Source organism: Saccharothrix texasensis (assembly GCF_003752005.1).
GTDB classification, from domain to species: domain Bacteria; phylum Actinomycetota; class Actinomycetes; order Mycobacteriales; family Pseudonocardiaceae; genus Actinosynnema; species Actinosynnema texasense.
Genome location: NZ_RJKM01000001.1, coordinates 3,096,616 through 3,122,413, shown reverse-complemented (window position 1 = coordinate 3,122,413; position 25,798 = coordinate 3,096,616). Strand labels below are relative to the sequence as shown.

The following is a 25,798-nucleotide window of genomic DNA, read 5'->3' as shown; positions in this document are numbered from 1 at the left end:
TCCGGCGCCGTGCACGAACGACGGGAGGAGCGTTCGTCGTCCGGTCCGGCGCGATGAGGCTGGTCAACCACTGTCGCCACCCGCGCCATCGGTGTCAACGGGTCGCCCCCAGCCGGCCTAGCGCCGCATCAGGCAACGTTCGCCCTGTTGACGATGTCGCGTAGGTGTTCGCGTGCAGGGTGTGCGGGGGGAGTACGGGGTGGCGGAGACGACGTCGACCCGTGCCCTGGACCTGTACACGAATCCGGGCGACCGACACGGCCAGGCCAACAGCCATCTGAATCTCGGAATCACCCAACGCCTGCAAGGCGCGTACGAGCCCGCGACCACGAACCTCACGAAGGCCTTGGCCCTGTTCGGTGAGTTCGGAGACCACGATGGGGAAGCCGAGACCCGCAACGCTCTGGGCGAGCTCGCGCTCGCCCACCCCGACGCCGGCGACCCCCGCACCCACCTCACCACCGCCCTCACCCTCGCCCGCGACACCGGCGGTCTTGGTTGATGATGAGGGAGTCGGTCGGTGACTTCGCGTCTTACGGTGCCGACGAAGCGTTCGGCGTGGGCGTTGGCTCGTGGCACCGTGGCGGGGTCTTCGCGACCTGGATGTCTGCGCCGGGGAGGGCCGCGTCGAACGAGGCGGTGAACTGGTCGGCCCGGCCGCGGATGAGGAATCGGAAGTCGTCCGCCTGGTCGCCGAGGTCCATCGATAGGTTGCGGGCTTGGTGGGTGGTCGGCGAACGAGCGCGGCGAGCACTGCGATCGGACCGGTCCAACCGCGGGCGGGGGTTGGCCGGGCGCAGCACGGCGATCTTGTGACGCAGCACCAGCAGCTCGACGTCCTTGGCCGCGGCGGACCGGCCGAGGAGCGCCGGCCAGGTACCGAGTCGGACGAAGATCAGGTACAGCGGTCGTGGCGCCACACCTCACGATCGTGCCCTGGAGGTCCAGCGTGCGCGATCGTCGCAGATCGGCATCCCCAGTGCAGAGTTCTGACACCCACAGGCACTCGTCGACAGCAGGGACGTCGTCGAGGCCGACCGAACGGGGAGGTGAAGCTGACACTGTCATATTGACAGTGTCAGTTATAGTCGTGTCGTGAGCGACGAGGAGCTGTGGACGATCGGGCAGCTGCCGGACCGGGTCGCCGCGCTGCTCGCCGACGACTACGGGGGCCAGCGGAGCGGCCGGGTGCGGGAGTTGCCGAACGGGCGCGCCATCCGGTGGTACACGACCATCGGGTTGGTGGATCGGCCGGTGGCGTACCGGGGACGCGCCGCGCTGTACGGGCGGCGGCACCTGCTCCAGGTGGTCGCGGTCAAGAAGTTGCAGGCGGCGGGGCACACGCTGGCGGAGATCCAGGCGGTGGTGGTGGGCGCGGACGACGGCAGGCTCGCCGAGCTGGCCGGGGCGACCCGGCAGGTCGAGCCGGCTGGACGAGCCGAACCCGCGGGACGGTCGGACGACGGTGCCGCGGCGTCCCGCAGCGGGACCTTCTGGCGCGACCGGCCCGCGTCGTCGCCACCCGCGCCACCCGCAGTGATGCCGCCGGCCGCTCCCGCACCGGTGGCCTCCGCGCCCCCGACCGCCAGCGTCACCCGGGTCGTGCCCGGTCTGCGCCTGGGACCCGGCGTCACCCTCGTGCTCCACGCCGCCGACCGCGTCCCCGACGCGGCCGAACTCGCCGCCATCGAAACCGCCGCGGCACCCCTGCTCGACCTGCTCGCCCGCACGGGTCTGACCCCGACCACTGGAGAGGACAACCGATGAGCACCCGCATCGCGGTCGTGGGAGACGTCGGGGCCACCCGGCCCACCGAGGACGACGGCCTGGGCTGCCTGCGCACCGAGCGCGGCAACCTCCCGCTGGAAGCCGTCGACGTCCACGCGACCATCACCGGGCTGGCCTCGCGCACCACCATCACGCAGACCTTCCACAACCCGCACCCCGACCCCCTCGAAGCGACCTACGTCTTCCCGCTGCCCGCCCGTGCCGCGGTGACCGCGCTGCGCGTGGAGGCCGACGGCCGCGTGGTGGAGGGCGTGCTCAAGGAACGCGCGGCCGCGCGGGCCGACTACGACCAGGCGGTCTCCGACGGCAAGCGCGCCGCCATCGCCGAGGAGGAGCGGCCGGGCGTGTTCACCACGCGCGTCGGCAACATCGTGCCCGGCGAGCGGATCACCGTGCGCCTCACGATCGTGGGCGTGCTCGCCTACGAGGACGACACCGCCGAGTACCGCCTGCCGCTGGTCGTCGCACCCCGCTACGTCCCCGGCGCCCCGCTGCCCGGCGACCAGGTCGGCGACGGCGTGGCCCGCGACACCGACGCGGTGCCCGACGCCTCCCGCATCAGCCCCCCGGTGCTGCTGCCCGGTTTCCCGAACCCGGTCCGCCTGTCCCTGGTGGTGGACGTCGACCTGGCCGGCCTGCCACCCGCCGAACCCTCGGCCAGCCTGCACGCCACCGTCACCGAGGAGACCGCCGGCGGGTTCCGCGTGCGGGTCGAGCCGGGCGCGCGCGTGGACCGCGACTTCCTGCTGCGCCTGCGCTTCGCCGACGCCGACGTGGTCCGCACCTCGCTGGCCGTGCGCCCGGACGAGGACGGCGAGGGCGGCACGTTCGCGCTGACCGTGCTGCCCCCGGCGGCCGGCGGCCGGCTGCCGAGCCGGGACGTGGTGCTGGTGCTGGACCGGTCGGGATCGATGCACGGCTGGAAGGTGGTCGCGGCGCGCCGGGCCGCGAGCCGCGTGGTCGACTCGCTGCGCGCGGACGACCGGTTCGCCGTGCTGGCGTTCGACGACCGGCTGGACAGCCCGGACGAGCTGCCCGCCGGCCTGGTCGCGGCCACCGACCGCAACCGCTACCGCGCGGTGGAGTTCCTGGCCGGCCTGGAGGCCCGGGGCGGCACCGAGATGCTGAACCCCCTCCAGCGCGCGGCCGCGCTGCTCGGCGCGGAGGGCGATCGGGAACGCGTGCTGGTGCTGGTCACCGACGGCCAGGTGGGCGACGAGGACCGGTTGCTGCGCGAGGTCGCCACGAGCCTGGCGGGCGTGCGGGTGCACACCGTCGGCATCGACCGCGCGGTCAACGCGGCGTTCCTGCAACGACTCGCGGGCTCGACCGGCCGCTGCGAGCTGGTCGAGTCGGAGGACCGGCTGGACGAGGCCATGCGTGCCATCCACCACCGCATCGGCGCGCCCGTGCTGACCGGCCTGGTGGTGCGGGCCGACGGCCTGGCCGTGGAGGACGGGTCGCTGGCCCCCGCGCCGCTGCCCGACCTGTTCCCCGGCGTCCCGGTCGTGGTCACCGGCAGGTACGCGGGCGAGCCGTCGGGCGCGGTGGAGGTCACCGGCTCGGGTGGGTGGCGGCAGCGGGTGGTGGCGGTGGCGAGCGACAACGCCGGGCTGGCCGCGCTGTGGGCCAGGGCTCGGGTGCGCGACCTGGAGGACCGCTACGTCGTGGGCGCGGGCGACCTCGACGCCCTGGAGCGGCAGGTCGTGAGGACATCGCTGGAGCACGGCGTGCTGTCCCGGTTCACCGCGTTCGTCGCGGTGGACGAACGGGTCGTCAACGAGGGCGGTCGGGTGCGGCGGGTGACGCAGCCGGTCGAACTGCCCGACGGCTGGTCATCCGTCCCCCCGTTCGCCGGCGGAGGCGGCTACGGCGCGGCTCCGGCCGGGATGCCGGTGGCCAGGGCGCCGATGGCGGCCATGCCGTTCGTCCCCGCCCCGGCCCCGGCGGCACCCCGCGCGCGGAAGGCGCGGGCCCGTGCCGGTCTCGAAGCGGCCGTGGCGAGCAGCGCGGACCTGGCCGCACCGAAGCCCGTCGCACCCGCGCCGCCCGTCCCCCCGCCGGCGGAGTTCGCCGCGGAGGCGTTGACCGGGCTGCGCGAAGCGCGTGAGCCGGCTGCTGCCCTGCTCGAGCGCCTGCACCAGGCCATCGGCCGCCACCTCCCGTCGTGGCGGGCCACGGGCGCGCCCGCCGAGGCGCTGCGGACGCTGTCGGACCTGGCCGCGGAACTCGCCGTGCCCACCACCGATCCCACCGAGGTCGACCGCCGCCTGCGGCACGCGATCGCGACGCTGGAGACCCTGGCCGAACCCCCGTCGGGCCAATCCCGGCCGGCCGAGCCCCGCCGGCGAAAGCCGTTCTGGAAGCGGTGACCTCCCGTTCCCCGGGGCGGAGCCCGCCTCCCCGCCCCGGGAACGGTCCGCCGCAGACGACGACGCTGCCTGTTGTCGCGGCGCGGTACCCACCCGTCATCGCGGTCAGGCGCCCGAGGGCATCGGCCGCGAAGTCGCGCCGCAGGTCGGGACACCAGCCGATCACCCGAACCGGCGAGCGCCCCTCGTCCAAGTGCGGCAGTACAGCTACCGGGCCTTCACCGACGCCTGTCAGAACGCCAAGGTGGCCGTACCCATGGGCGCGGTCGGAGTCGCTCCCGGCCGGCGTGCTCCTTCGCCACGCCCTATGGACTGCGGCCATGGCGGCACGGAAGATGGGGCGCATGCCACCGCCGACGCCCGACCTCGTGGTGCACGACGAAGCGTCGTGGCACCACCTCGCCGTCCACTCGGGCGATCACGCCCTCCCGTCCTCCCGGGTCGGGTCGGTCACGCGCCTCGTCGCCGCCTTCCGCGACCGGGTGGGGTGAGAACCGTGACCGTCGTGGCGGACCCGGGGCAGCACCGCCGGCAGCGGGTGCGGCTGACACCGCAGCGCACGATCCAGGTACCCGTCACCGGCTCGCGGGAGGCCGAGGGGCCGCTCACCCTCGGTCAGGTCAACATCGCGCAGTGGTTGAGCCAGGTCCCCGACCACTTCTACTCGGTGCTCTGCGTCGAGCTCCCCGTGCCGGCCGGCGCCTCGGTGGACGACGTGGTCGAGACCATCGCCGTGCTGGGCGCGCGGCACGAGGCGCTGCGCACCTCCTACGACCTCGGCGAGGAGAAGCGGCAGCTGGTCGCGGCGTCCGGCACGCTCCCGCTCGAGGTCTGCGTGCTCGGTCAGGGCCGGTGGGGTCCGCGCGACCGCACGTCGGTGGCCGGGACGCTCCTCCGCCTGCTGCGCGACAACCCCGACCCGGATCGGCCGGCGATGCGGGTCGTGGTCGCGGTCTCTCCCGACGAGGACGGCAGGGTCATCGCGTGCGCGGGCGCGTTCTCGCACATGGCGGTCGACCACGGCGCGATCGAGATCCTGCGGCGCGAGTTCGCCGAACTGGTCGGCGACCCCTCCCGCCGGCACGTCGGCACACCCCGCCACCAGCCACTGGACCAGGCGCGGCTGGAGGCGACCCCCGCCGAGCGGCACCGGGCGCGGGCGGCGCAGGTCTACCTCCAGCGCCAGACCTCGAAGATCCCCCGCCTGCTCTACCACATGCCCGACACCAGCCCCGGCGGCGATCCGCTGGCCGTGGAGCTGTCCTCACCGGCCGCCGCCACGGCGGTGCGCCGGGTGGCGGCCCGCACCCGCGCCAGCCGGCCGAGCGTCGTCCTGGCCGCTATCTGCGCTGTGCTGGCCCACCGCACCGGCGACGAGGAGATCGTGCTGCCCCTGATGTCGGGCAACCGCTTCGACCGCCACCTGCTCGACTACGTCGGCGCGCTGGCCCAGGGCACGATCGCCTCCGTCGGCGTCGCCGGGCGCGACTTCGACGCGCTGGTCGCGCACACGTGGACCACGGTCCTGGAGGCCAGCAGGCACGCCCGGTACGACGCGGCCGAACGAGCCCGGCTGGACGAGCGGATAGCCCACGAACGCGGCCTGCTGTTCCGCTACGAACCGCTGTTCAACAACCTCGCCCCCGAGCCCGGTCCCGGTACCTCGCCCGGCGCCTTGCCCGGCACCGACGAACTCCGGGCCGCACTCGCCCACACCGAGCTGCGCTGGCGTCCGGTGCAGCGCAACGCGAAACCGGTCCGCTTCAACCTCAACCAACTCGACGAGCGGCTGGTGCTCGACCTGTGGGTCGAGGACGACGGCGTGGTCCCGCGTCAGGAAGCGGAGTCACTGCTGCTGGCGTTCGAACGCGTCCTGGTGGCCGCGGCACACGAGGACCTGACCACCGCGCGGATGCACGACCTCATCGGGTTGCCGACGGCCGAGCGCTCGGCGGACTGGCTGCTGCTCGACTCGTGCCGGGTCGACCTCCGCCAGGTCCAGTCCCTCTTGGACGACGCCCTGGCCCCGGCCGTCACCCGGGTCTTCGCCGAAGCCGACGGTCACCCGTTGGTGGCCTACGTGACCATCACGGACCACGTCAGCACCCCTGAACAGGCCCACGCCCGCTGCATGGCCGCACTTCCCGACCACCCGGCGGTCCTCACCCCACGCCACTACGTCCTGTGCCCCACCGCCCCGACCGACCCGGCGGACCTCGCCTCCTGGCCCGCCCCCCGCCACACCGGCACGGGACGCGCACCCGCACCGCCGGTCGAGCTCTGAACGCCGGGCTCGGGTGGCCGCGGGCGATCGCGGCGGTCGACTGCCTGGTCCGCCGGTACCGCTCGTTGTCACCTGCGGGTCGGCCGAGTGCTGGGAGCTGGAGGCGGCCGCGATCGGGCTGACGCGCGCCATCGGGCCGATCTGCTGCCGCTTGACCGAAGCGGGTGGAGCAGGTGCTGCTGATCCAGATCAGCGTTCGGTCGAGAAGTTCACGGCGGCGGCTTCCGGTCCAGCGTTCCATGATCGCGTTCATCCGCGGGGTCCGGACTCCACTGAGGACGGTGCCGGGTACCTCCCGTCCCGGTCGCGGATCGGGGATCGCGCGGGTCTGTCCGCGTCTTCGAGGTCGATGGCGAGGTGCCTGGCGGTTTGAGTGACCCAGGATGCGGTGGGGTGCGTGGTGGCGCCGAGGATTCTGATCCAGGGTGGTGGTGTCGAAGAAGTAGCAGGCCATCAGGGCGTCGGCTTGTGGCGGAGAAAGACCGACCATGTCGTCGTGGTGCCTTCGGGTGCCGGGTCGATCCAGGCGTCCTGGAGGATCTGCCACACCGTGGACGCGGCGATCTCGATGCCGAGGACAACGTGACAAAGGGAAGACGCCACTTTTGACGGCCGACAAGCCTGGTGCGCCGCTGGTTCCTGATCTTGGATGTTCCTCAGGGCGGGTCAGGCCCAGGAATCGTTGGAAGCCTCCGCCCTCGGCGGGTCGCCCGTGATCGCATGAGGACGGTTCGCTGTTACGTGACGGTGCCCACTGGTGCGGGGTATTGCCCGATCCGCGCGGTTGACCAAGAGTCTGTCCCGTTTGCGGTGGGCGGTCGTCGCCTGCCGGGGTCTGGGGGCTACGTCATGAGTACGGTCGCGCGCGCTCGCGCGCGGATCTGCGCTGTGAGCTCGATCATCGCGGTCGCATTCGGACTGATCGCCCCCGTCGCGACGGCCGAGCCCGTCGTGCCCGCGGCTGTCGGCGCCACGGCCGTCGAACAGGTGCCGACCGATCCCGCCGACCGCGAGCGCGTGGCGGGGGTGGAGTCGGCGCCGCTGGGCCAGGCCTACACCGACGCGATCGCGGAGGCCGTGCGCACGGGTGAGCCCGTGGAGGTCGCGGGCGTCACTACCGAGACCACGCGGGCGATGGCGCTGCCCAACGGGAAGATCGAGCAGGTCGTGCACGCGTGGCCGGTGCGCACCCGCAGGTCGGGCTCCTGGCAGGAGATCGACGCCACCTTGGAGCGCGGGCCCGACGGCCTCGTGCGCCCGCGGGTGGCTGTGGCCGACGTCGTCCTCTCCGGCGGCGGCGACAGCGTGCCGCTGGCGGTGGTGGGGCACGAGGGCAAGGAGGTCGGCCTGTCGTGGTCGGGCGTGCTGCCGGCGCCGGTGCTGGCGGGCGACACGGCCACCTACCCGGAGGTCCTGCCCGGGGTCGACCTGAAGGTCACCGCGGACGGCTTCGGGTTTTCTCAGGTGCTGGTGGTCAAGACCGCGCAGGCGGCGGCTGATCCCGCGCTGCGCGAGATCCGCTTCGGCAACCACACCCGCGGCACGCAGGTCACCAAGACCGACGTGCCGGGGCCGCGAGCGCGCTCTGCGAGCCCCGTGCCCTCACGGTTGTCAGTCGTCGACGCCGATGGGCAGGCGCTGTTCACCGGTGACGCCTCGCGCATGTGGGACTCATCGGGGGAGGGTGCTGCCGGCGACCGGTTGGCAGAGCCCACCGGAGAAGACCGCGCGGCCGTCATGGGGGTCCGCGTCACCGACACCGAGGTGACCATCACGCCCGACCAGGCGTTCCTGACCGACGCGGCGACCACCTTCCCCGTCTACATCGACCCGTCGTACTCGTGCGGGTGTGGCCGGGTCAGCCAGGTGGTGCTCTACAAGTACGGCGGCTCGGTCGGGGATTCCGCCTGGAACGACACCTACCTCAAGGCCGGGTACGTCTACGACTCCACCCAGGGTGTCTACATCACCGCCCGCTCGTACATCACCTTCGACCTCGGGAGCGTGCCGCGTTCGGCGGCCATCCACTGGGCCAAGCTGTACCTGACGGTCAACAACTCCTACTCCAACTGCCCCGGCGTCACCCAGGTGCACGTCACCGGCGGTGTCGGCGGTGGCACGCGGTTCGACAGCGAGCCCGGTCGGGAGCGGCACGTGGGCAACGTCGGGGCCTACACCGGGTGCCCCGGCGAAGGTGGCTGGTCGACCCCTGGCCACGACGGCGACCGCGGCGACGCGTTGAGCAACTACGTGCGGGAGATCTGGGCCGCGGGCGGGCGCGACACCCTCACCTTCGGCCTGTTCGGCGACAGCGAGTCGGTGCAGACGCACTGGCGGCGCTTCCGCACCAACCCCGGGCTGACCGTGCAGTACAACACCGCCCCCCACCGGCCGGCCGAGCTCGGCGCGTTCAACGGGCAGGCCGGCCTGGGGTGCACGAACGTCGCCGCCGCCACGCTCGTCGGCCGCGGCGACGTCACCCTGCGAGCCCGGTTGACCGATCCCGACCCCGGTTCCTGGGCGCGGGGCAGCTTCGTGGTCTACCGCGACGGTGTGCGGCAGGGCTTCCTGGACACCGGTGGCCAGCCTTCCGGCGGGATCCACCAGGTCACCGTGCCCGCCGAGTGGATGGGCGGAGGCGGCGCCATCTCCTGGCGGGTGCAGGCGTGGGACGGCGACGGCGGTGACGCCCTGGCCTCGCCGTGGACCGGGCCACCCGGGGCGCCGGACGACTACTGCCGCTTCACCCGCGACACCGTGAGCCCCGACGCTCCTGGGGTGCAGTCGGTGGACGGGGCCTACCCGCCCTACAACTCCCCGAACGCTCCCGCCGGAGGGGTAGGGGTGACGGGGCGGTTCAAGTTCACCCCGGGCACGGCGACCGGTCTGGGCGGCAAGGTGGACGTCGTCCGCTACCTGTGGTCGGTCGGCGTGGACGACTACCGCAACAGCGTGGTGGCCAAGTCCGACGGCACGGCCGAGGTCTCCTTCACCCCGCTGGCCCAGGGCGATTTCCCGCTGTACGTCAAGTCGGTGGACCGGGCGGGCAACCAGTCGTCGCGCCTGGTCCCGCAGCCCGACCAGGCGCAGGACTACACCAAGTACCTGTTCAGGGTGCCCGAGGGTTCGGCCCCGGTGGCGCACTGGACCTTCGAGAACGGCGGGGAGGACGTCAGCGAGTCCGGCGCCCACCCGCTGGCTTTCCAGGGCCTGGTCACCACCGAGGGCGCGCAGGGCCACGTCGGGCAAGGACTGCAGCTGGGCCGCAGCCTCCAGGACGTCGCCGTGGCCACCGGACCCGTGGTGGACCCGACGCGGTCGCTGTCGTTGTCGGCGTGGGTCTGGTACGACCCGTCCGCCACGGGGGACAACACCGCGGTCCCGCTGGCCATCGACGACACCTACGCCTCGCCTCTGGTGTTGGCTTACCGCAAGGACGACAAGCCCGCGGCGATGTGGTCGATGGGCGTGTCCTGCAACCCGACCACGCCGCCCTGCCTGCGGGTGGCTTGGAGCGACGCGCCCGCCCAGAAGGGCGCCTGGACCCACCTGGCCCTCACCGTGGACGACGCCAACGACACCGCGTGCTTCTACGTCAACGGCGTCAAGCAGTCCTCCTGCCTGACCGGCGTCGTCCCGCCCGCCTCGGCCGATGACATCCTCGTCGGGCGAGGCCGGTGGGAGGCCGCGCTGCGCAACCCCTGGTACGGCCGGGTGGACGACGTGCGGGTGCACAACCGGCTGCTGGCGCCGTCCGAGGTCGCCGCGCTGGCCAACGTCCCGATCGAACGCGCCCGCTACGCCCTCACCGAGGACGCGGGCATCGTCGCCGACGACTCCGTGGGCGCCAACGACGGCACCCTCTACGGCGGGGGCGTCTCCTGGGCGCCCGACGGTCCGGGCGCGGCGTTCGACGGCCGGTTCGTGCACTCCTCCGACCACTGGGCGGGTTCCGGGACCGACCTCAAAGCCCGGTGGGCGCTGGACAACGACGTGGTCGACTCCTCAGGGGCCAACGCCGCCGCACTGCGGTACTGGGGCAGCGCCGGCGAGTCACCTGCTCGCTTCGTCCCGGGGCACATCGGAACGGGCGTGGCGTTGGACGGTGTGATCGAGCGGATCTTCACCGGAGGCACCCGCGTCGACACCACCCGCTCCTACTCCGTGGCGGCCTGGGTGCGGATGGACCACACCAACCAGGACGCGGCGGTGATGGCCCAGGACGGAACCCGGGTGTCCGGGTACTCCCTGGCCTACTCCAAGGCGGACAACAGGTGGGCCTTCACCGTGCCGCAGGAAGACGAGGATGACGCCGCCGTTGCCCGCGTCGTCTCCTCCGCCCTGCCGGTGGCGGGCCGGTGGACCCACCTGGCGGGTTCCTACGACGCGGCCGCGGGCAAGATCCGGCTGTTCGTCAACGGCAGGCTGCAGGGCGAGACGTCGTTCACCACGCCCTGGCCGGCCAACGGCACCTTCACCGTGGGCCGGAGCCTGAAGGGCGGCGAGCAGGGTGGCTTCTTCCCCGGTGTGGTCGACGACCTCCGCGTCTACAACCGCGCCGTCACCACCGAGGACGCCCACGGCCTGTGGAACCGCGGCAGCGACGTCAACGCACCATTGGCGCCCGAGGTGGCCGCCGACCGCTCCTTCAGCATCGCGGGCTGGGCCAAGGCCGACGGGCACGACGCGGCCGCGCGGTCGGTGTTCTCCCTCGGCGGCTCGGTCTACATGCCGCTGACCGTCGGGTACCGGCCGAGCACCCGGCGGTGGGAGGCGATGGCCGCCAGCGGGTCGCAGGACGCGCCGGTGTACCACCGCGTCTACTCCAACGAGGAAGCCGTCGCGGGGGAGTGGGTCCACCTCGCGGTCACCTACGACGCCGGGAACGGGCAACTGCGCCTCTACGTCAACGGGGTGCCGCAGACCTGGATGCTCAACAACGAGAACCCGGGCAACCTGCCCTACCGGTCGCTGCCGCAGTCGCTTTCCGCGCACACCGGGCGGCTGCTGATCGGGCGCGGCACCTGGACCGGGCTCAACACCGACCCCTGGCGGGGGCAGGTCCGCGACGTGCGGGTGTTCTCCGGGGTGCTCAGCCCGCAGGCGGCACTGGCCATCGCCAACGGCAGTGACGGCGGGGGCGGCGAGGAGACCTGATCCCGCCACCGGTGGGCGGGCGCGTTCCGGAGCGCCCGCCCACCGGTGCCGCGTTCCCGTTCGCCACACGGCGGCTTGCCGCCGTGCCGCTTCGTTGCCCTGCGGTTTTTTCTTGCACTGAGGGGATTCGTCGATGAGCAGCCAGGACAGACACCGGCCCGGGTCGAGGCGCGCGTGGTGGGCGGGCGCCTTCGGCCTGTCGAGCGTCGCCGGGTTCGGCACGGCGGTCAAGGCCGTGGCGGTCGTCACCGCGGTCGCCGTGACCGCCTCGGTGGTGACCGGCTCCGCGCCGCGTCCCGACCTCCAGGACTGGCTCGGTGGCGCGGCGCTGCCCGAGGTGCAGCAGGAGCCGTCCGTGCCGGGTGGGCCCGTGCCGGTGGCCCACGCTCTCGGCGTCGACCACACCGCCGAGCGGGCCATGACGGAACCGGCCCGGCCGAACTGGCCCGCCGCCGGGTCGGCCGTGCTGGACCTGCCCGGTCGTGCCGCCGAGAAGGCGCGGGCCGACGGGCTGCCGGTGCGCGTGGGCCAGGGCAAGGGCGCCGTGGGGCCCGAGCGGGTGCGTGTGGAGGTCCTCGACCGCGAGCACGCGCGTGGGCTCGGCGTGGACGGGGTCGTCTTCACCGTCGCCGACACCGACCGGGGCCGCGGCGGTGAGGTCGAGGTGGAGCTGGACTACGGCGACTTCGCCCGGGCCTACGGCGGCGGGTGGGCCTCACGCCTGGTGCTGGTCGAGCTGCCCGCCTGCGCCCTGACCACCCCGGAGCGTCCGGAGTGCCGCACGGCCACGCCGCTGCCGGGCCGCAACGCCCCGGCCCGCGGGCTCCTGTCCGGCACCGTGGTCCTCACCGCCTCCGGACAGCCCTCCACGGGGCAGCCTTCCACCGGGCAGCCCTCCACCGAGTCGCCGTCTCCTGCGCCGCCGTCTCCTGCGCCGTCCTCCACCGTGCCGTCCTCACCTGTGCCGCAGGTCCCCGAACCGAGCGCGCCCGGCACGACGAGCCCGGCGCCCACCGGCGAGTCCCCGCCCACCACGGCCCAGGTCGCCGGTTTCGCCCGGACGGCCTCCCTGCGCCAAGCGGCCGAGGACAGCCCGACCGTGCTGGCAGCCGTGGCCGGGGCCAAGGGCTCCGAAGGCGACTTCACCGCCTCTGACCTCTCGCCCACCGGCTCCTGGTCGGCTGGCGGCCCCTCCGGCGACTTCACCTACTCCTACCCCATGCCGGTGCCGCCGGTGCCCGGCGGGCTGGTTCCGGACCTGGCCCTGGCCTACAACTCCGGGTCCGTGGACGGGCGCACCTCGGCCACCAACGCCCAAGCGTCGTGGGTGGGCGACGGCTGGGAGTTCACGCCCGGCGGATTCGTCGAGCGCCGCTACAAGGGCTGCGCCGAGGACGACGGCGGCAACCAGGGCGCCCTCGAATCCGCCGACCTGTGCTGGGCCGGGGAGAGCGCCGTCATCTCCGTCGGCGGCGTCACCGGTGAGCTGATCAAGGACGCCACCACCGGCCGATGGGTGGCACGCACCGACAGCGGTGCCAAGATCGAGCTGCGCACGGGTGCGACCAACGGTGACAACGACGGCGAGCACTGGGTCGTCACCACCACCGACGGCACCCGCTACTTCCTCGGCCTCAACCGCCTCCCCGACGCTCCCGCGGGCACTCCCGACACCGGTTCCACGTTCACCGTGCCCGTGTTCGGCAACCACGCGAACGAGCAGTGCAACGCGGCGACCTTCGCGGCCTCCTGGTGCCACCAGGCGTGGCGGTGGAACCTCGACCTGGTCATCGACGCCCACGGCAACGCCATGGTGTTCCGGTACGCGCAGGAGAAGAACCGCTACACCCGAGGCGGCATCGACGGCGCCGCCACCGAGTACGTGCGCGGCGGCCACCTCACCGCCATCGACTACGGCCTGCGCGAGGACGCGCTGTTCGCCTCGCCGCCCGCCAAGGCGGAGTTCGAGGTCGCCGAGCGCTGCCTGCCCGCCGGGGCGGTCACCTGCGCCCCCGAGCAGCGCACCGAGGCCAACGCCTCCCACTGGCCCGACGTGCCCGTGGACCTGATCTGCCGCGACGGCAGCGACTGCAAGGCCGTCTTCGTCAACCACGAATGGGACCCGGGCGTGCACACCCCGGCGTTCTTCACCACCAAGCGGCTGACGAAGGTCACCGCCAAGGTGAACGTCGGAGACTGGCAACCGGTGGACTCCTGGGCGCTGACGCACCTGTTCCCCGCCACCACCGACGGCACCGACCCGGCGCTGTGGCTGCGGACCGTGCAGCGGACCGGGCACGTCGGCGGCACCGCGACCACCCCGACCACGACGTTCGCGGGCAGCCCGCTGGACAACCGGGTGGATGCCCGAACCGAGATCCGCCCCCTGTCGCGCTACCGCCTCACCGGCATCGACAACGGCCACGGCGGCAACACCGGGGTGCGTTACCACGACCGCGACTGCGTGGCCGGGCAGCCGATGCCCGCCCCGGAGAGCAACACCCGTCGTTGCTTCCCCATGTGGTGGAAGCCCTACTCCGGCTACGACAACCCGATCCTGGACTGGTTCCACAAGTACGCCGTGGCCGAAGTCGTCGAGCAGGACCTCACCGGTGGCTCACCCGCCGTGCGCACCAACTACGACTACACCGGCGGCGCGGCCTGGTCCTGGGACGACAACGAGATGGTCCCCGCGACCGAGCGCAGCTGGTCGCGCTGGCGCGGCTTCGGCGCCGTGCGCACCACCCTCGGCGACCCGGGCTCCGGGCAGGTCGTCACCGAGTCGCAGTACCTGCGCGGCATGGACGGCGACCGGCTGCCCGGTGGCGCGAAGCGGTCGGTGTCGGTTCCCGGCACCGACGACGCGGCCACCGACCACGAGGCGTTGACCGGGTTCCTCCGCGAAGAACGCACCCTCCTCGACGGCGCACTGGTCGGCTTGGTGATCAACGACCCCTGGGTGTCGGGCCCGACAGCGACCATGGGGGACAAGCGCGCCTACAAGGTCAACGTGAAGTCGATCCGCAAGCGCGACCGCCTCGCCGACGGCACCTGGTGGCGCACCAAGCAGGTCGTCGAGTTCGACTCCGGAGGCTTCCCGATCCGCGAGGAGGACTTCGGCGTCGTCTCCGCCTGGGACGAGACCACCGCCTCCGGTGACGAGAAGTGCACTCGCACGACGTACGTGTCCAATGCGGACAAGCACCTGCTCGGGCTGCGCGCGACCACCACGACCCACGTGGGCACCTGTGCCACCGAGGCCGCGCCCGGGACGGTCCTGTCGGCCGGCCAGTTCGCCTACGACGGGCAGGAGGTCGGCGCGGCGCCCCTGCGCGGCGACGTGACCACCGCTCTGGCCCTGGATTCCTGGACCGAGGCCGTCGGCCGGGACTGGTCGCGGACCCAGGCCACCTACGACGGCTACGGCCGCACTTCGACCTCCGTCGACGTCCTCGGGGCCACGTCCACCACCGAGTACGCGCCCGCCACCGGGTTGGCCACCAGTGTGCGCGCCACCAACGCCCTGGGCCACAGCACCCTCACCCAGCTCGATCCCCGACGGGGCAGGCCGGTTGCCACCACCGACGCCGCCGGCGTGATCACCCAGGGCGAGTTCGACCCGCTGGGCCGCACCGCGCGCGTGTGGGCGGCGGGCGTGGCCGACAAGACGAAGGCCCCGGCCGCGGTGTTCGAGTACGCCACCCGTGCCGACGGTCCCTCGGTCATCGCCACCAAGTCGCTCCAGGACAGCGGCGCCTACAAGACCTCCTTCACCCTGCTCGACGGGCTGCTGCGCAACCGGCAGTCGCAGACCCCCGCCACGACCGCCGGGCGGATCATCACCGACACGATCTACGACACCCGCGGCCTGGTGGTCAAGACCAACAACGGGTACTACAACGAGGAAGAACCGTCCACGACCCTGTACGGGGCCGCGGACAACTACGTGCCCAACCAGACCGTCACCGAGTACGACACCTTGGGGCGGGCCACGGCCTCGATCTACCGCAAGAAGGCCGTCGAGCAGTGGCGCACCACCACCGTCCACCACGGCGCGGACAAGGTGAGCACCGTCCCGCCCGAGGGCGGCACCGGCACGGCCCTGATCGTCGACGCCTTCGGCCGTCACGTCGAGAAGCGCGACTACAAGGTCCGCACCGAGGCGGGCAACGACGAGGCCACCGCCTTCCAGGCCACCCGCTACACCTACCACCGCGGTGGCGGGCTCGCGACGGTCACCGACCCGGCGGGCGCCAAGTGGACCTTCGAGTACGACCTGGCCGGCAACAAGGTCCGCACCACCGACCCGGACGCGGGCGTCTCGACCACGGCCTACGACAAGGCGGGCCGGCCGGTCAGCGCCACCGACGGGCGTGGCTTCACCGTGGCCACCGCCTATGACGTGCTCGGCCGCAAGACCGCGACGCACGAAGGTTCGCCCAGCGGGCTCAAGCTGACCGAGTTCACCTACGACGCCCTGGGCAACGGCAGGCCCGTGTCCGCCACCCGCTACTCCGACGGGCACGCCTACCGGACCGAGACCACCGGCTTCGACAGCGCGGGCCGCACGACCGGCACCAAGATCACCATCCCGGCCGTCGAAGGCGTTCTCCAAGGCGAGTACCTCTACGAGCAGACCTACACCGCGACCGGCAAGCTCGCCACTGAATCCATGCCCGCGGCGGGCGGCCTGGCCAGGGAGGTCGTCCACCACACCTACGACGGCGCCGGCCTGCCGGAGACGTCCTTCGCGTTCAACCCGGTGTCGGGCAGCACCGCGACCTACGTCTCGGACTCCACCTACTCGGTGTACGGGGAGATGCTGCAGGTGGTGCGCGGCGCGGCCACCTCGCCTCGCAACGTCGTGACGACGAACTTCTACGACGAGGGCACCCGCAGGCTGATCCAGAGCGTGGTCAACCGCGAGACCACCAGCCAGTCCAACGTCGTCGACCGGCGCTACGGCTACGACCAGGCCGGCAACATCACCCGGATCTCCGACGTCCCCGCCGGCGGCCCCCACGACACCCAGTGCTTCGGCCACGACTGGCTGGGCCGGCTGGCCTCCGCGTGGACCCCGGCCTCCGGTGACTGCTCGGCCGCCCCGACCACCGCCGCCCTCGGCGGCGCCGCCCCGTACTGGCTGGAGTGGGAGTTCGACGCGGCGGGCAACCGGCTCACCGAGAAGTCCCACGCCACCGCCGGCACCACGGTCCGCACCTACGGTCACCCGACCGCGGACGCCGCAGGCCTGGGCCAGCCGCACACCACCCGTTCGGTCACCGAGACCGCGCCCGACGGCGCCCAGCGAACCAGTTCCTTCGGCTACGACGCGGCCGGCAACACCCTCACCCGTCAGGTGGACGGCGTCACCCAGGAGTTGCACTGGAACAGCGAGGGCCGGGTCGCCTCGGTCACCGAGGGAACGAAGGTGGTGTCGTCGTACCTCTACGACGCCACCGGCGTGCGGCTCATCGCCAGGGACGCCGATGGCACCACGCTCTACCTGCCCGGCCAGGAGGTCCGCCTGCCCAAGGGCTCGACCGCCACGAGTTGCGTCCGCTACTACCGCCACGGCGACGCGGTGGCCATGCAGCGCTCCACCGCCGGGGGTCTGGCCTACCTCATCGGCGACCACCAGGGCACCGGCGTGATGTCGCTGCGCACCTCGGACCTGACGGTGACCCGCCGCTACCAGCTGCCCCACGGCGGTGCCCGCGGCGCGCAACCCGCGTGGCTCAACGACAAGGGCTTCGTCGGCGGCGACCGCGACCCCACCGGTCTGACCCACGTCGGCGCCCGCGAGTACGACCCGGCCCTGGGCCGGTTCGTCTCGGTCGACCCCGTCGTCGACTTCCACGACCCGCGCCAGATGCACGGCTACGCCTACGCACACCACAGCCCCGTCACCCTGTCGGACCCCAGCGGCGAGTTCGTCGACCTGCTGATCCAGGCGATCCAGATGATCGCCACCGCCTTGGCCAACGCCATCGCCGCGGCCTCCAAGGGCAAGTCGGGCACGGCCAACACCCGCACGGGCCCGAAAGTCACCCACGTCGACACGGTCAACGCCATCCCACCGGGCAAGGGCTGGGGCCCGTACAACCGCCAACTGGTCCTCAACCGCGAAACCGGCAAGTGGGACGCCTACGACGTCTACCAGGACACCTACTCCGTCGAAGGCGAGTGCGGCGGCGCGGCCCCGGGCTTCGTCGGGCCGATCCAGGACTGCACCGGCACCCTCGTGATGCAACGCACCGTCCTGCACCAGACCGGTCTGGACTGCGGAGCCCACGGCACCCCCCAGTGCCCGAGGATCGAGAACGCCCGCGCCACCCCCGGCTCGGCCCCCCTGCCCACCGTCGGCGACGTGGTCGACTTCTTCGTCGGCGACATCATCGACTGCGGCAAGAACCCGGGCCTCACGATGTCCTGCGGCATGGCCGTCATCGGCTTCATCCCGCTGGGCAAGGGCGCCAAACTCGCCGCGAACGCCGTCGAAGCAGGCGTGGACGCCGCACAGGCGGCGGCGAAGGCCGGCAGAGCCGGTGTGATCCCCTCGTCCGGACGGACGTTCGTAGCCACTCCTCAAGGGACCGTGTACGACGTCCCCAAGAACTGGGTGGGAGCCCCGGCGGCGAACGGCAAGGGCATCATCTACCAACGCCCGGGAGCGACAGCGAACGCTGACATGATTCGAATCATGGACCCGACCCCGATGTACCCGAACGGGTACGTCCGAGTGCACAACAAGCACGGGCAGCCGGTCGACGTCAACGGCAAACCCGGATCGAAGGCCGACACGCACATCCCCGCCGAGTACCAGGGATACTGGCCGTCATGGCCCCAGTAACCGCAGGTCTGGTCCGGGCAGGCGACGCTTGGCGCCTGCCCTTGGCCGGGCTGCCCATCGTCCACTGTCAGGTCGACTACGCGTTGACCTTCCGGTTCGATTCCCCGGACGGGGATTACGACCTGCGGATCTCGGAGGACTTCGCCTTCGTGCCGGCCGAGGGTGTCGAGGTCGTGTTGAGCCCGGAGACCGACCCGACGGGGCTGGGTCCGGTGCTCGCCTGCACGCGCACGTCGGTCGTGGAGGCACTCGCTTTCGATGACGGGTGCCTGACGATGTCCTTCGTCGACGGCAGCAGGCTCGTGGTCGACAGCTCGCAGGAGTACGAGCCGTGGATGCTGTCAGGTCCGGCTAAACTGCTGGTCGTGTCCACTCCGGGCGGTGCCCTGGCGCTGTGGTCCGAGGAGACGACCTGAGGTTCGCAAGCCGCTGAGGACCGGTCGGCGGCCCGTCGAGGCGCGCTGCGGGGGTGTCAGAAGTCGGCCCTCCAACGAAGTGCGGCAGCCTGACCAGGTGAGTCGGGGCGCACGTCCGCGTACGCGGCCCGTCGGCAGTGGGTGATGGGGGTCGAGCAGCCAGGCAGGCCACTCGTCGCAACCGCACTGGTCGGTGGTCATGTGCGGCGCGGCGTTGGGAGTTCCGCTTCCGCGGTAGCCGAGGGGCCTGTGCCGACGGGCTGCCCGAGCGCGACGGAGGTGACGTGGAGCGGCCGGTTCGGGGTCCGTCACCCTGGGGACGGGACTTGGCAGCGTGACGTGGTGCGATGAGGTCCCAGTGCCGCCGCAACACCGTCTTCGGGCGTACCAGTGGTCGGAGCCGATGAAGCGTGGCAGCCGGAAGTCGGTGTAGCAGGGCCGCGACGAACTCTCGGTCGTCGCGCATGGGCCGCAGCGCCAGGATCTCCACGCCAGGGTCCCGGTTGGTCGCGGGCAGCGGGCGCAGTAGCGCGAACGCGTTGGTCGCCCTCAGATAAGCCGGCCGGAGCAGCACGACCGACCATGGCCACGCGCAAGGACCCGCACGGCGGTGAGCCGCGCTCATGGGAATGGGGAACCCGACCCGTCAACGTGTCACAAGCAGGACACGCCACCTCATCGCCCCCTGGTCGACGCCCACACCACGATCACATCACCGGCGTCCTCGGTGTTCTTGGCCGGCAGCGCCGAAAGACCGAGAACAGCGCCCCGGCCGGTATCACACGTGAGCCATAAATGATCACGAGACCCTCAAGCCCGTCACGGCCTGCGCCACTGCGCCACCGGAAAGTGGTCCAGAGCCGATCTTGAAAGTCGCCGAGCGGCACGCGGTGTGTCGATGCCGGTCTTTCCAACCGCCTTGTCTCGAGGTCGTCCTGCGTCAGGCCTGATATCGCCGACGGGCATTGGCGGAAGTCCTGCGCGATCTGATCTTGTGCTCAGGACCATGACACCGGACGCGCGCCCTGGTGATCGTCCTTGAGTGTGGTGAGACAACGGGAAGGGCTGCGGTCGGTCCGCACTTCAGCGGACGGACATGGTGTCCCGGGTTCTACGATCGAAGGTCCGGGTAGGCATGTTGTCCGCTCGATTGGGTGATCATTCGTGGATGTCACCCGGTCTTCCGCGTTCGGGATTCCACTATCGGGTGTATCGGTCTTCGCTCAAGTCCACGTCGGTCGTTGTCGTCCCTGCTAGAGTCAATTGCTCGTCGGATGGGTGGATCATCATGGCGTCTACGCGCAACATGTCGGTGTCGGTCGAGTCGTGGAGGAGTCGGTGATCCGCATCCGCTTCCCGCGCGGGGTTCCGGCGGGACTCTCCGAACTCCTCTCGGTCCGGGGAGTCCAGGTCACGACGAATCCTCGGTTCATCGCTGTCGAGCGCGAGAAGAATGGACCTGAGCAGTTCGCCCTGGTCGAGGAGCGGATAAGGCCTGTTTTCAAGGACCGGTGGCGCCCCGGTTCCCATGCGCCATTCCAGTTGGTGTCGATCGAGACCAGCTCCGGTTGCAACCACACCTGTTCCTTCTGTCCGGTGGCCAAGAACGTCGACCCGCGTCCACCTGGAATGATGGGCATTGATCTCTTGCGCAAGATCGCAGAGGACCTCGCGTCGTCAGCCTTCTCGGGCCGGATAGCGTTATTCGGGAACAATGAACCGTTCCTGGACCCGCGGCTCCCGCAGATCGTCCGCTTGTTCCGTCAGGCCTGTCCCCAAAGTGACCTCAGAATACTGTCCAACGGTACGCTCGGCACTGTTTCGCGGGTGCTCGAACTGTTCGAAGCGGGCCTCGACACGCTCACGATAAACAACTACACCGACGGTCGCCACCTCACGGCGACCACCCGTCGGTTGCTTCGATCCGCCGACGCCCTGCTGCCTCACGACCTCCGTGTCAGCGTGCGTGATCGAACGGAAGTGCTCACCACGCGAGCCGGCCTGGCACCCAACAAGCCTGCGCCGTCCTTCACGCCCCGAGGGTTCTGTGCGCTGCCCTTCACGGACCTGTTCGTCAGTTACACCGGAGTGGTCAACCTGTGCTCGTTCGACGCTCACGGATCCGTGGCGATAGGCGACGTGACCCATCAGTCAATCCGTGAGATCTGGCAGTCGCCGAATTTTGAACGATACAGGGACACTCTCCTCCGGGGTGAACGACGCGGTCTGAAGCCGTGTCAGAACTGTGACTACGACGGGTTCCGCTCGCCCGATCTCCTCGATCCGTCGCCACTCACCCGCAGTAATCCTAACACCGAAAGCAGAACATGACTGACGCTCTGATCGTCAACGAGACGGCTGAATTCGTGCGCAACGAACTGTTCGCCGAATCATCGGGCCATGATTGGTGGCACGCCCACCGGGTGCGGGAGCTCGCTCTTGCACTTGGCCGGAAGGAAGGGGCCGATCTCCACATCACCGAGCTGGCCGCCCTGTTGCACGACATCTCCGACTACAAGCTCAACGGAGGCGACCACGAGAAGGGGCCGCAGATCGCGTTCGAGTGGTTGGTCAGCATCGGGGAAGACGAGGTCCGGGCCGCCGCGGTGTCGGAGATCATCGCCACTATCTCGTTCAAGGGAGCGGGCACGCCCACCCCGATGGGCACGATCGAGGGGAAAGTCGTCCAGGACGCCGATCGCCTCGACGCACTGGGCGCCATCGGCATCGGGCGGACGTTCGCGTATGGCGGATACGTGGGTCAGATGATGCACGACCCCGACCTGCAACCCCGGTTCCACGCGACCCACGAAGACTACCTGAACCGCAAGGGGACCGTGATCAACCACTTCTCCGAGAAGCTCCTCCTGCTCAAGGAGAGGATGAACACCAAGACCGCCCGTGTTGTCGCCGACCGTCGGCACCTGGTGCTGGAGCGGTTCCTGCACGAGTTCTTCCTCGAGTGGGACGCGGGTGACGTCGGAGAGGTGTGACGCACGACGGCGCTCGGCGAGGGGCGGGCCGCCGCAGGGCAGGGGAAGGGTCGTGATCGATGTCGATTGTGCCGTCCGACTCCACGGACAACGTCGAGTCCCGAAACACAGCCACCTCGGCCGGTCAGTTGATCCAGGTCGGCGTCATCCACGGCGGCGTGAGCATCCACGGCTCGGCGGACCTGCCCGCTGCGGCGGTCCGCACCCTGCCCGGCGACATCGCCTCCTTCACCGGACGCCACGTGGAATTCGAACGAGTTCTCTCGGATGCCTTCGGAAGTGCGGCCCCGGGCAAGGTCGTCAAAATCATCGTGATCGATGGCATGGCAGGTGTGGGCAAGACGGCTTTCGCCGTGCACGTCGCCCACCAGTTGGCCCCTCGTTTCCCGGACGGGCAGATCTTCCTGCGTCTGTACGGTCACACCCCCGGGCATCAACCGGCGGATCCGTCGGACGCGCTCTACACCCTGCTGATCACGATGGGTGTGGCCCCGCACAAGATCCCAGCCGGCCTCGACGCCCGCGCAGCGCTGTGGCGGGATCGGTCCGCGCACACAAGGCTGTTGTTGCTGTTCGATGACGCCACGGGGAGCGCCCAGATCAAGCCGCTCCTCCCGGGTGGGGCGGGCAACCTGGTGCTGTTGACCAGTCGCCGTCGACTCAGCCTCCTGTACGACGCAATGCCCATCACTCTCGGGCTGCTGGACTCCGACGAAGCCGAAACGCTCTTCCTGCAACTCGCCGGTCTCGATGCCCGGGACGACAGCGTCGCCGGCATAGTGCGGTCGTGCGGGTACCTGCCCTTGGCGATCAGTCTGATGGCCGGGTATCTGAAACACCATCAGGCGTGGACACCGAGGCACCTGCTGGACGAGTTGGACGCCGTCACCGGAGGGCTGGAGGCGATGTACGCCGAAGACGATTCGGTCGCCACCGCCTTCGACCTGTCCTACCGGGAACTGGCCGCCGACCAGCGACGGATGTTCCGACGGCTCGGCCTGCACCCGGGCGGCGACTTCGACGTCCACGCCGCCGCTGCCCTCGCCGATCTCGACACAGCGGCGACACGGCGGATCCTGGACTCCCTGTTCTCCTGTCACCTGGTCGAGGAGGTCACCCGCGGAAGGTACTCGTTCCACGACCTCATCCGGGCACACGCACGGAGCCTGGTCCAAGCCGAGGAGCCCGAGGACCGCAATGACGCCGTCGGCAGGCTCCTGCGCTACTACCTGGCCACCGCGGACGCCGCCGACCGCCACCTGGCACGACGTTCGCGCAACCGGGACCGTGACACCGGTCGGATGCCGACACCGCTACGACGGTTCACCAGCCGAGGTGAAGCAGTCGACTGGATGACTGCCGAGCGGTTGAACCTGCAGGTCATGGCAGACCACGTCGCCGGTCACGGGCTGCCCGGTGACACCGTCAGCCTCGTGGCCACGATGCACGGATTCCTGCGGGTGCACGGATACTGGGACCAGGACATCGTGCTGCAGAACCTGGCCATCACCGAAGCTCGCAAGATCGGCGACCGCACCGGCGAGGCCAACGCCCTGCACCGCTTGGGCGAGGTGCAACGCCTGATGGGGCAGTTCCAGGCTTCGGTGGCCAGCCTCCACGGAGCGCTGGACCTGTTCCACGGTCTCGCCGACACGCTCGGCGAAGCCGACGTGCTCACCGACTTGGGCTTCGTGCAGCGCCGCATGGGTGAGTACCCGGCGTCGGCGGTGAGCCTGAAGCGAGCCCTGGAGCTGTACCGCGAACTGGGGGACGAGCACGGCGAGGCCAGTGCCCTGAACTACCTGGGCGACGTGCAACGACTGACCGGTGACTACCGCGCGGCCATGGCCGGCCAAGCAAACGCCTTGGCCTTGTTCCGCGCCCTGGGCGACCGGATCGGAGAGGCCAACGTCCTCACCTCGCAAGGCGAAGCCCTGCGCATACTGGGCGACTACGAAGCGGCATCGACGATCCTGAACAAGGCGTTGACCCTGTTCTGCGACCTGGGCAACCGCCACGGCGAGGCCAACGCGCTGAACTACCTCGGCGACGTGCAACGCCTCCTCGGCGACCACCCCGCCGCCATGGCCGGCCAGACACGGGCGCTGGCGCTGTACCGGGAACTCGGCAACCGCCACGGCGAGGCCAACGCGCTGAACTACCTGGGTGAGGTGCAGCGCCTCATCGGAGAACGCGAAGCCGCCGCGGCCTGCCAAGCCCAGTCGCTGCGATTGCACCGCGAGTCGAGCAACCGCCACGGCCAAACCCGGACGCTGATCAGCCTGGGTGAACTGGCACTGGACAGCGGGGACCCGGCAGGGGCGCGAGAGCGCTTCCAGGAAAGTCTCGGCGTGGGTCGCTGCCTGTGCGGCATCACTGGGAGTGCGTCGGGTTGGCCAGGTGTTCCAGCACGGTGACGGCGGTGCCGGGGCCGTCCTCGGTTGCCACGCGGGCGGCCAGGGCGCGGGCTGAGGGGGCGCGGGAGAGGGTGGTGCGCAGGGCGTCGGTGAGGACGTCGGCGGTTGTGCGGGTTCGGGTGGGGGTGGTGGTGCCGACTCCCAGTTCGGTGACGCGACGGCCCCAGAAGAACTGGTCGGCGAAGAACGGCACGACGACCGACGGGATGCCGGCCAGCACGGCGGCGGCCGTGGTGCCGGCGCCGCCGTGGTGGACGGCGGCGGCGCAGCGCGGGAACAGGGCGCGGTGCGGGACGTCGTCGACGACCAGCACGTCGTCCCCGGTGTCGGCGTGGCGCAGACCGCTCCAGCCCGACAGCAGCACGGCTCGCCTGCCGACCCGGCGGGCGGCGGTGAGCAGCAGGTCGGCGGCGGCCGCGGGGTCCGGGTCGGGCATGCTGCCGAAGCCCAGGTACACCGGGGGTTCGCCGGCGTCGAGGAAGTCGGTCAGGGCGGGCGGCAGGGTGCTGTCGGTGTCGGTGAACCAGTAGCCGGTGACGTGGTCGGTCGGCGTCCAGTCCCGTGGGGGCGGGACCACGGAGGGGCTGAAGCCGTACAGGCGGGGCGCCCGGCGTCGCGGCGGCGGGGTGCGGCGGGGCAGCGGCGGGAGGCCGAGGTCGGCGCGCTGGTCGTCCAGCAGGGGGCGGAAAGCGCGCCACAGCAGGGCTTCGGAGAACCGCCAGGTGGCGTGGTTGAGGACGGCGGGCACCGGCTGGGGCAGGGCCGTCATCGGGAACGCCCTGGTCGGCGTGTTCGGGGACAGGTGGGCGGCGACGACGGGCACGTCCAGGTGCTCGGCCACGGTCGGGCCGAACGCCACCAGCGTGGAGTAGACGATGACGTCGGCGTCGCGGCACGCGTCGACCGCCGCCGTCAGCGACCTGCGCAGCTCCGGGCCGACCACCTCGCGCAGCCTCCGGACCAGCGCGACCGGGTTGCGGGCGGAGAGCAGCGCCTGCCCCCGGGGGCCGGCGAGGGTGGCCTTGGGGTCGCCGGGCAACTCGGCGAAGTCGAGCCCGGCGGCGCGCACGACCGGCTCGAACTCGCGGTGCGTCACCAGCCGCACCCCGTGCCCCTCCGCGCGCAGCCGTCCGCCCAGAGCGAGGAACGGCTCGACGTCACCTCTCGACCCGGCGGTCAGCACCGACACCCGCATCCCCGGCCCCTTCCCCTGCACGACAAGACCGCAAAGGTAGCGCCGGGGCGGGTTGGGCGGTTCGGGCCGGGTGGGTCCATGATCATCCGCCACCTGGCCGTCCGCGTTACCCCTGACGCGCCACCGGTCACGGCCATCCGGTCCAACTGCGTCGTGCGGGCGTAGCGGTGGGTCGGGGTGCGGCGATGTCGGCTTCTGGGGGGCGGGCACCTGTTTCCGCTTGGTGCCCAGGAAGGGCGGATGGTTCGTTTGTGCGTTGTGGTGACGGTTGTAGGGTGCTCGTTCACACCACACCGGCGAACAGCCGGTGAAAACGCTCGACC

At 71.3% G+C, this 25,798-nt stretch carries 13 protein-coding genes; 11 read left to right on the top strand and 2 right to left on the bottom strand.

Annotated features, from left to right (window positions below):
• The first annotated feature begins 172 nt into the window (after positions 1-172).
• The gene (locus EDD40_RS12360) at positions 173-502 is read left to right on the top strand and encodes a tetratricopeptide repeat protein (RefSeq protein WP_123743033.1); all 330 of its coding nucleotides are present in this window, start codon (positions 173-175) and stop codon (positions 500-502) included.
• Between the two features lie 31 nt (positions 503-533).
• Here the strand turns inward: EDD40_RS12360 and EDD40_RS42585 are convergent, their stop codons facing one another.
• Positions 534-920, bottom strand: coding sequence for a hypothetical protein (locus EDD40_RS42585; RefSeq protein WP_211348156.1), 387 nt, complete (start codon positions 918-920; stop codon positions 534-536).
• Positions 921-1,095: 175 nt separating this feature from the next.
• On the opposite strand from EDD40_RS42585, the gene EDD40_RS12350 reads away from it, so the two are divergent.
• The 10 genes from EDD40_RS12350 to EDD40_RS12305 all read left to right on the top strand — a co-directional run bounded on the left by EDD40_RS12350 (position 1,096) and on the right by EDD40_RS12305 (position 24,280).
• A complete protein-coding gene (locus tag EDD40_RS12350) occupies positions 1,096-1,767 on the top strand; it encodes a MerR family transcriptional regulator (protein ID WP_246037614.1) in 672 nt (223 codons plus the stop codon).
• Positions 1,764-4,160 carry a VIT domain-containing protein gene (locus EDD40_RS12345; protein WP_123743032.1) on the top strand — a complete coding sequence of 799 codons (2,397 nt, stop codon included), beginning with the start codon at positions 1,764-1,766 and terminating at the stop codon, positions 4,158-4,160. The genes EDD40_RS12350 and EDD40_RS12345 overlap by 4 nt, the downstream gene beginning before the upstream one ends.
• A 320-nt stretch (positions 4,161-4,480) precedes the next feature.
• A complete protein-coding gene (locus tag EDD40_RS41650; RefSeq protein ID WP_170185044.1) occupies positions 4,481-4,651 on the top strand; it encodes a hypothetical protein in 171 nt (56 codons plus the stop codon).
• Between the two features lie 5 nt (positions 4,652-4,656).
• Positions 4,657-6,444, top strand: coding sequence for a condensation domain-containing protein (locus EDD40_RS12340; protein ID WP_123743031.1), 1,788 nt, complete (start codon positions 4,657-4,659; stop codon positions 6,442-6,444).
• 888 nt (positions 6,445-7,332) lie between these two features.
• A complete protein-coding gene (locus tag EDD40_RS12330) occupies positions 7,333-11,601 on the top strand; it encodes a LamG-like jellyroll fold domain-containing protein (protein WP_123743030.1) in 4,269 nt (1,422 codons plus the stop codon).
• Between the two features lie 133 nt (positions 11,602-11,734).
• Positions 11,735-18,454, top strand: coding sequence for an RHS repeat domain-containing protein (locus EDD40_RS44350; protein WP_123743029.1), 6,720 nt, complete (start codon positions 11,735-11,737; stop codon positions 18,452-18,454).
• Entirely contained in the window at positions 18,442-18,870 is a 429-nt protein-coding gene (locus EDD40_RS12320) for a DUF6188 family protein (protein ID WP_148088770.1), read from the top strand. The genes EDD40_RS44350 and EDD40_RS12320 overlap by 13 nt, the downstream gene beginning before the upstream one ends.
• A gap of 1,338 nt (positions 18,871-20,208) precedes the next feature.
• Complete coding sequence (locus EDD40_RS12315) at positions 20,209-21,201, top strand: radical SAM/SPASM domain-containing protein (protein ID WP_170185043.1); 993 nt, start codon at positions 20,209-20,211, stop codon at positions 21,199-21,201.
• Positions 21,198-21,863: an HD domain-containing protein gene (locus EDD40_RS12310; RefSeq protein WP_123743026.1), complete on the top strand. Its 666-nt coding sequence runs from the start codon at positions 21,198-21,200 to the stop codon at positions 21,861-21,863. Before EDD40_RS12315 ends, EDD40_RS12310 begins: the two co-directional genes overlap by 4 nt.
• 59 nt (positions 21,864-21,922) lie before the next feature.
• Entirely contained in the window at positions 21,923-24,280 is a 2,358-nt protein-coding gene (locus EDD40_RS12305; RefSeq protein ID WP_123743025.1) for an ATP-binding protein, read from the top strand.
• Here EDD40_RS12305 and EDD40_RS12300 read toward each other — a convergent pair.
• Positions 24,237-25,475: a glycosyltransferase gene (locus tag EDD40_RS12300; protein WP_123743024.1), complete on the bottom strand. Its 1,239-nt coding sequence runs from the start codon at positions 25,473-25,475 to the stop codon at positions 24,237-24,239. The two genes, EDD40_RS12305 and EDD40_RS12300, sit on opposite strands and share 44 nt — an antisense overlap.
• Positions 25,476-25,798 lie beyond the last annotated feature (323 nt).

Bases quoted from the DNA above. Each gene is read 5' to 3' on its own strand.
- EDD40_RS44350 (WP_123743029.1), top strand. From the start codon at position 11,735: ATGAGCAGCCAGGACAGACACCGGCCCGGGTCGAGGCGCGCGTGGTGG.
- EDD40_RS12320 (WP_148088770.1), top strand. From the start codon at position 18,442: ATGGCCCCAGTAACCGCAGGTCTGGTCCGGGCAGGCGACGCTTGGCGC.
- EDD40_RS41650 (WP_170185044.1), top strand. From the start codon at position 4,481: ATGGCGGCACGGAAGATGGGGCGCATGCCACCGCCGACGCCCGACCTC.
- EDD40_RS12310 (WP_123743026.1), top strand. From the start codon at position 21,198: ATGACTGACGCTCTGATCGTCAACGAGACGGCTGAATTCGTGCGCAAC.
- EDD40_RS12300 (WP_123743024.1), bottom strand. From the start codon at position 25,475: ATGCGGGTGTCGGTGCTGACCGCCGGGTCGAGAGGTGACGTCGAGCCG.
- EDD40_RS12305 (WP_123743025.1), top strand. From the start codon at position 21,923: ATGTCGATTGTGCCGTCCGACTCCACGGACAACGTCGAGTCCCGAAAC.
- EDD40_RS12345 (WP_123743032.1), top strand. From the start codon at position 1,764: ATGAGCACCCGCATCGCGGTCGTGGGAGACGTCGGGGCCACCCGGCCC.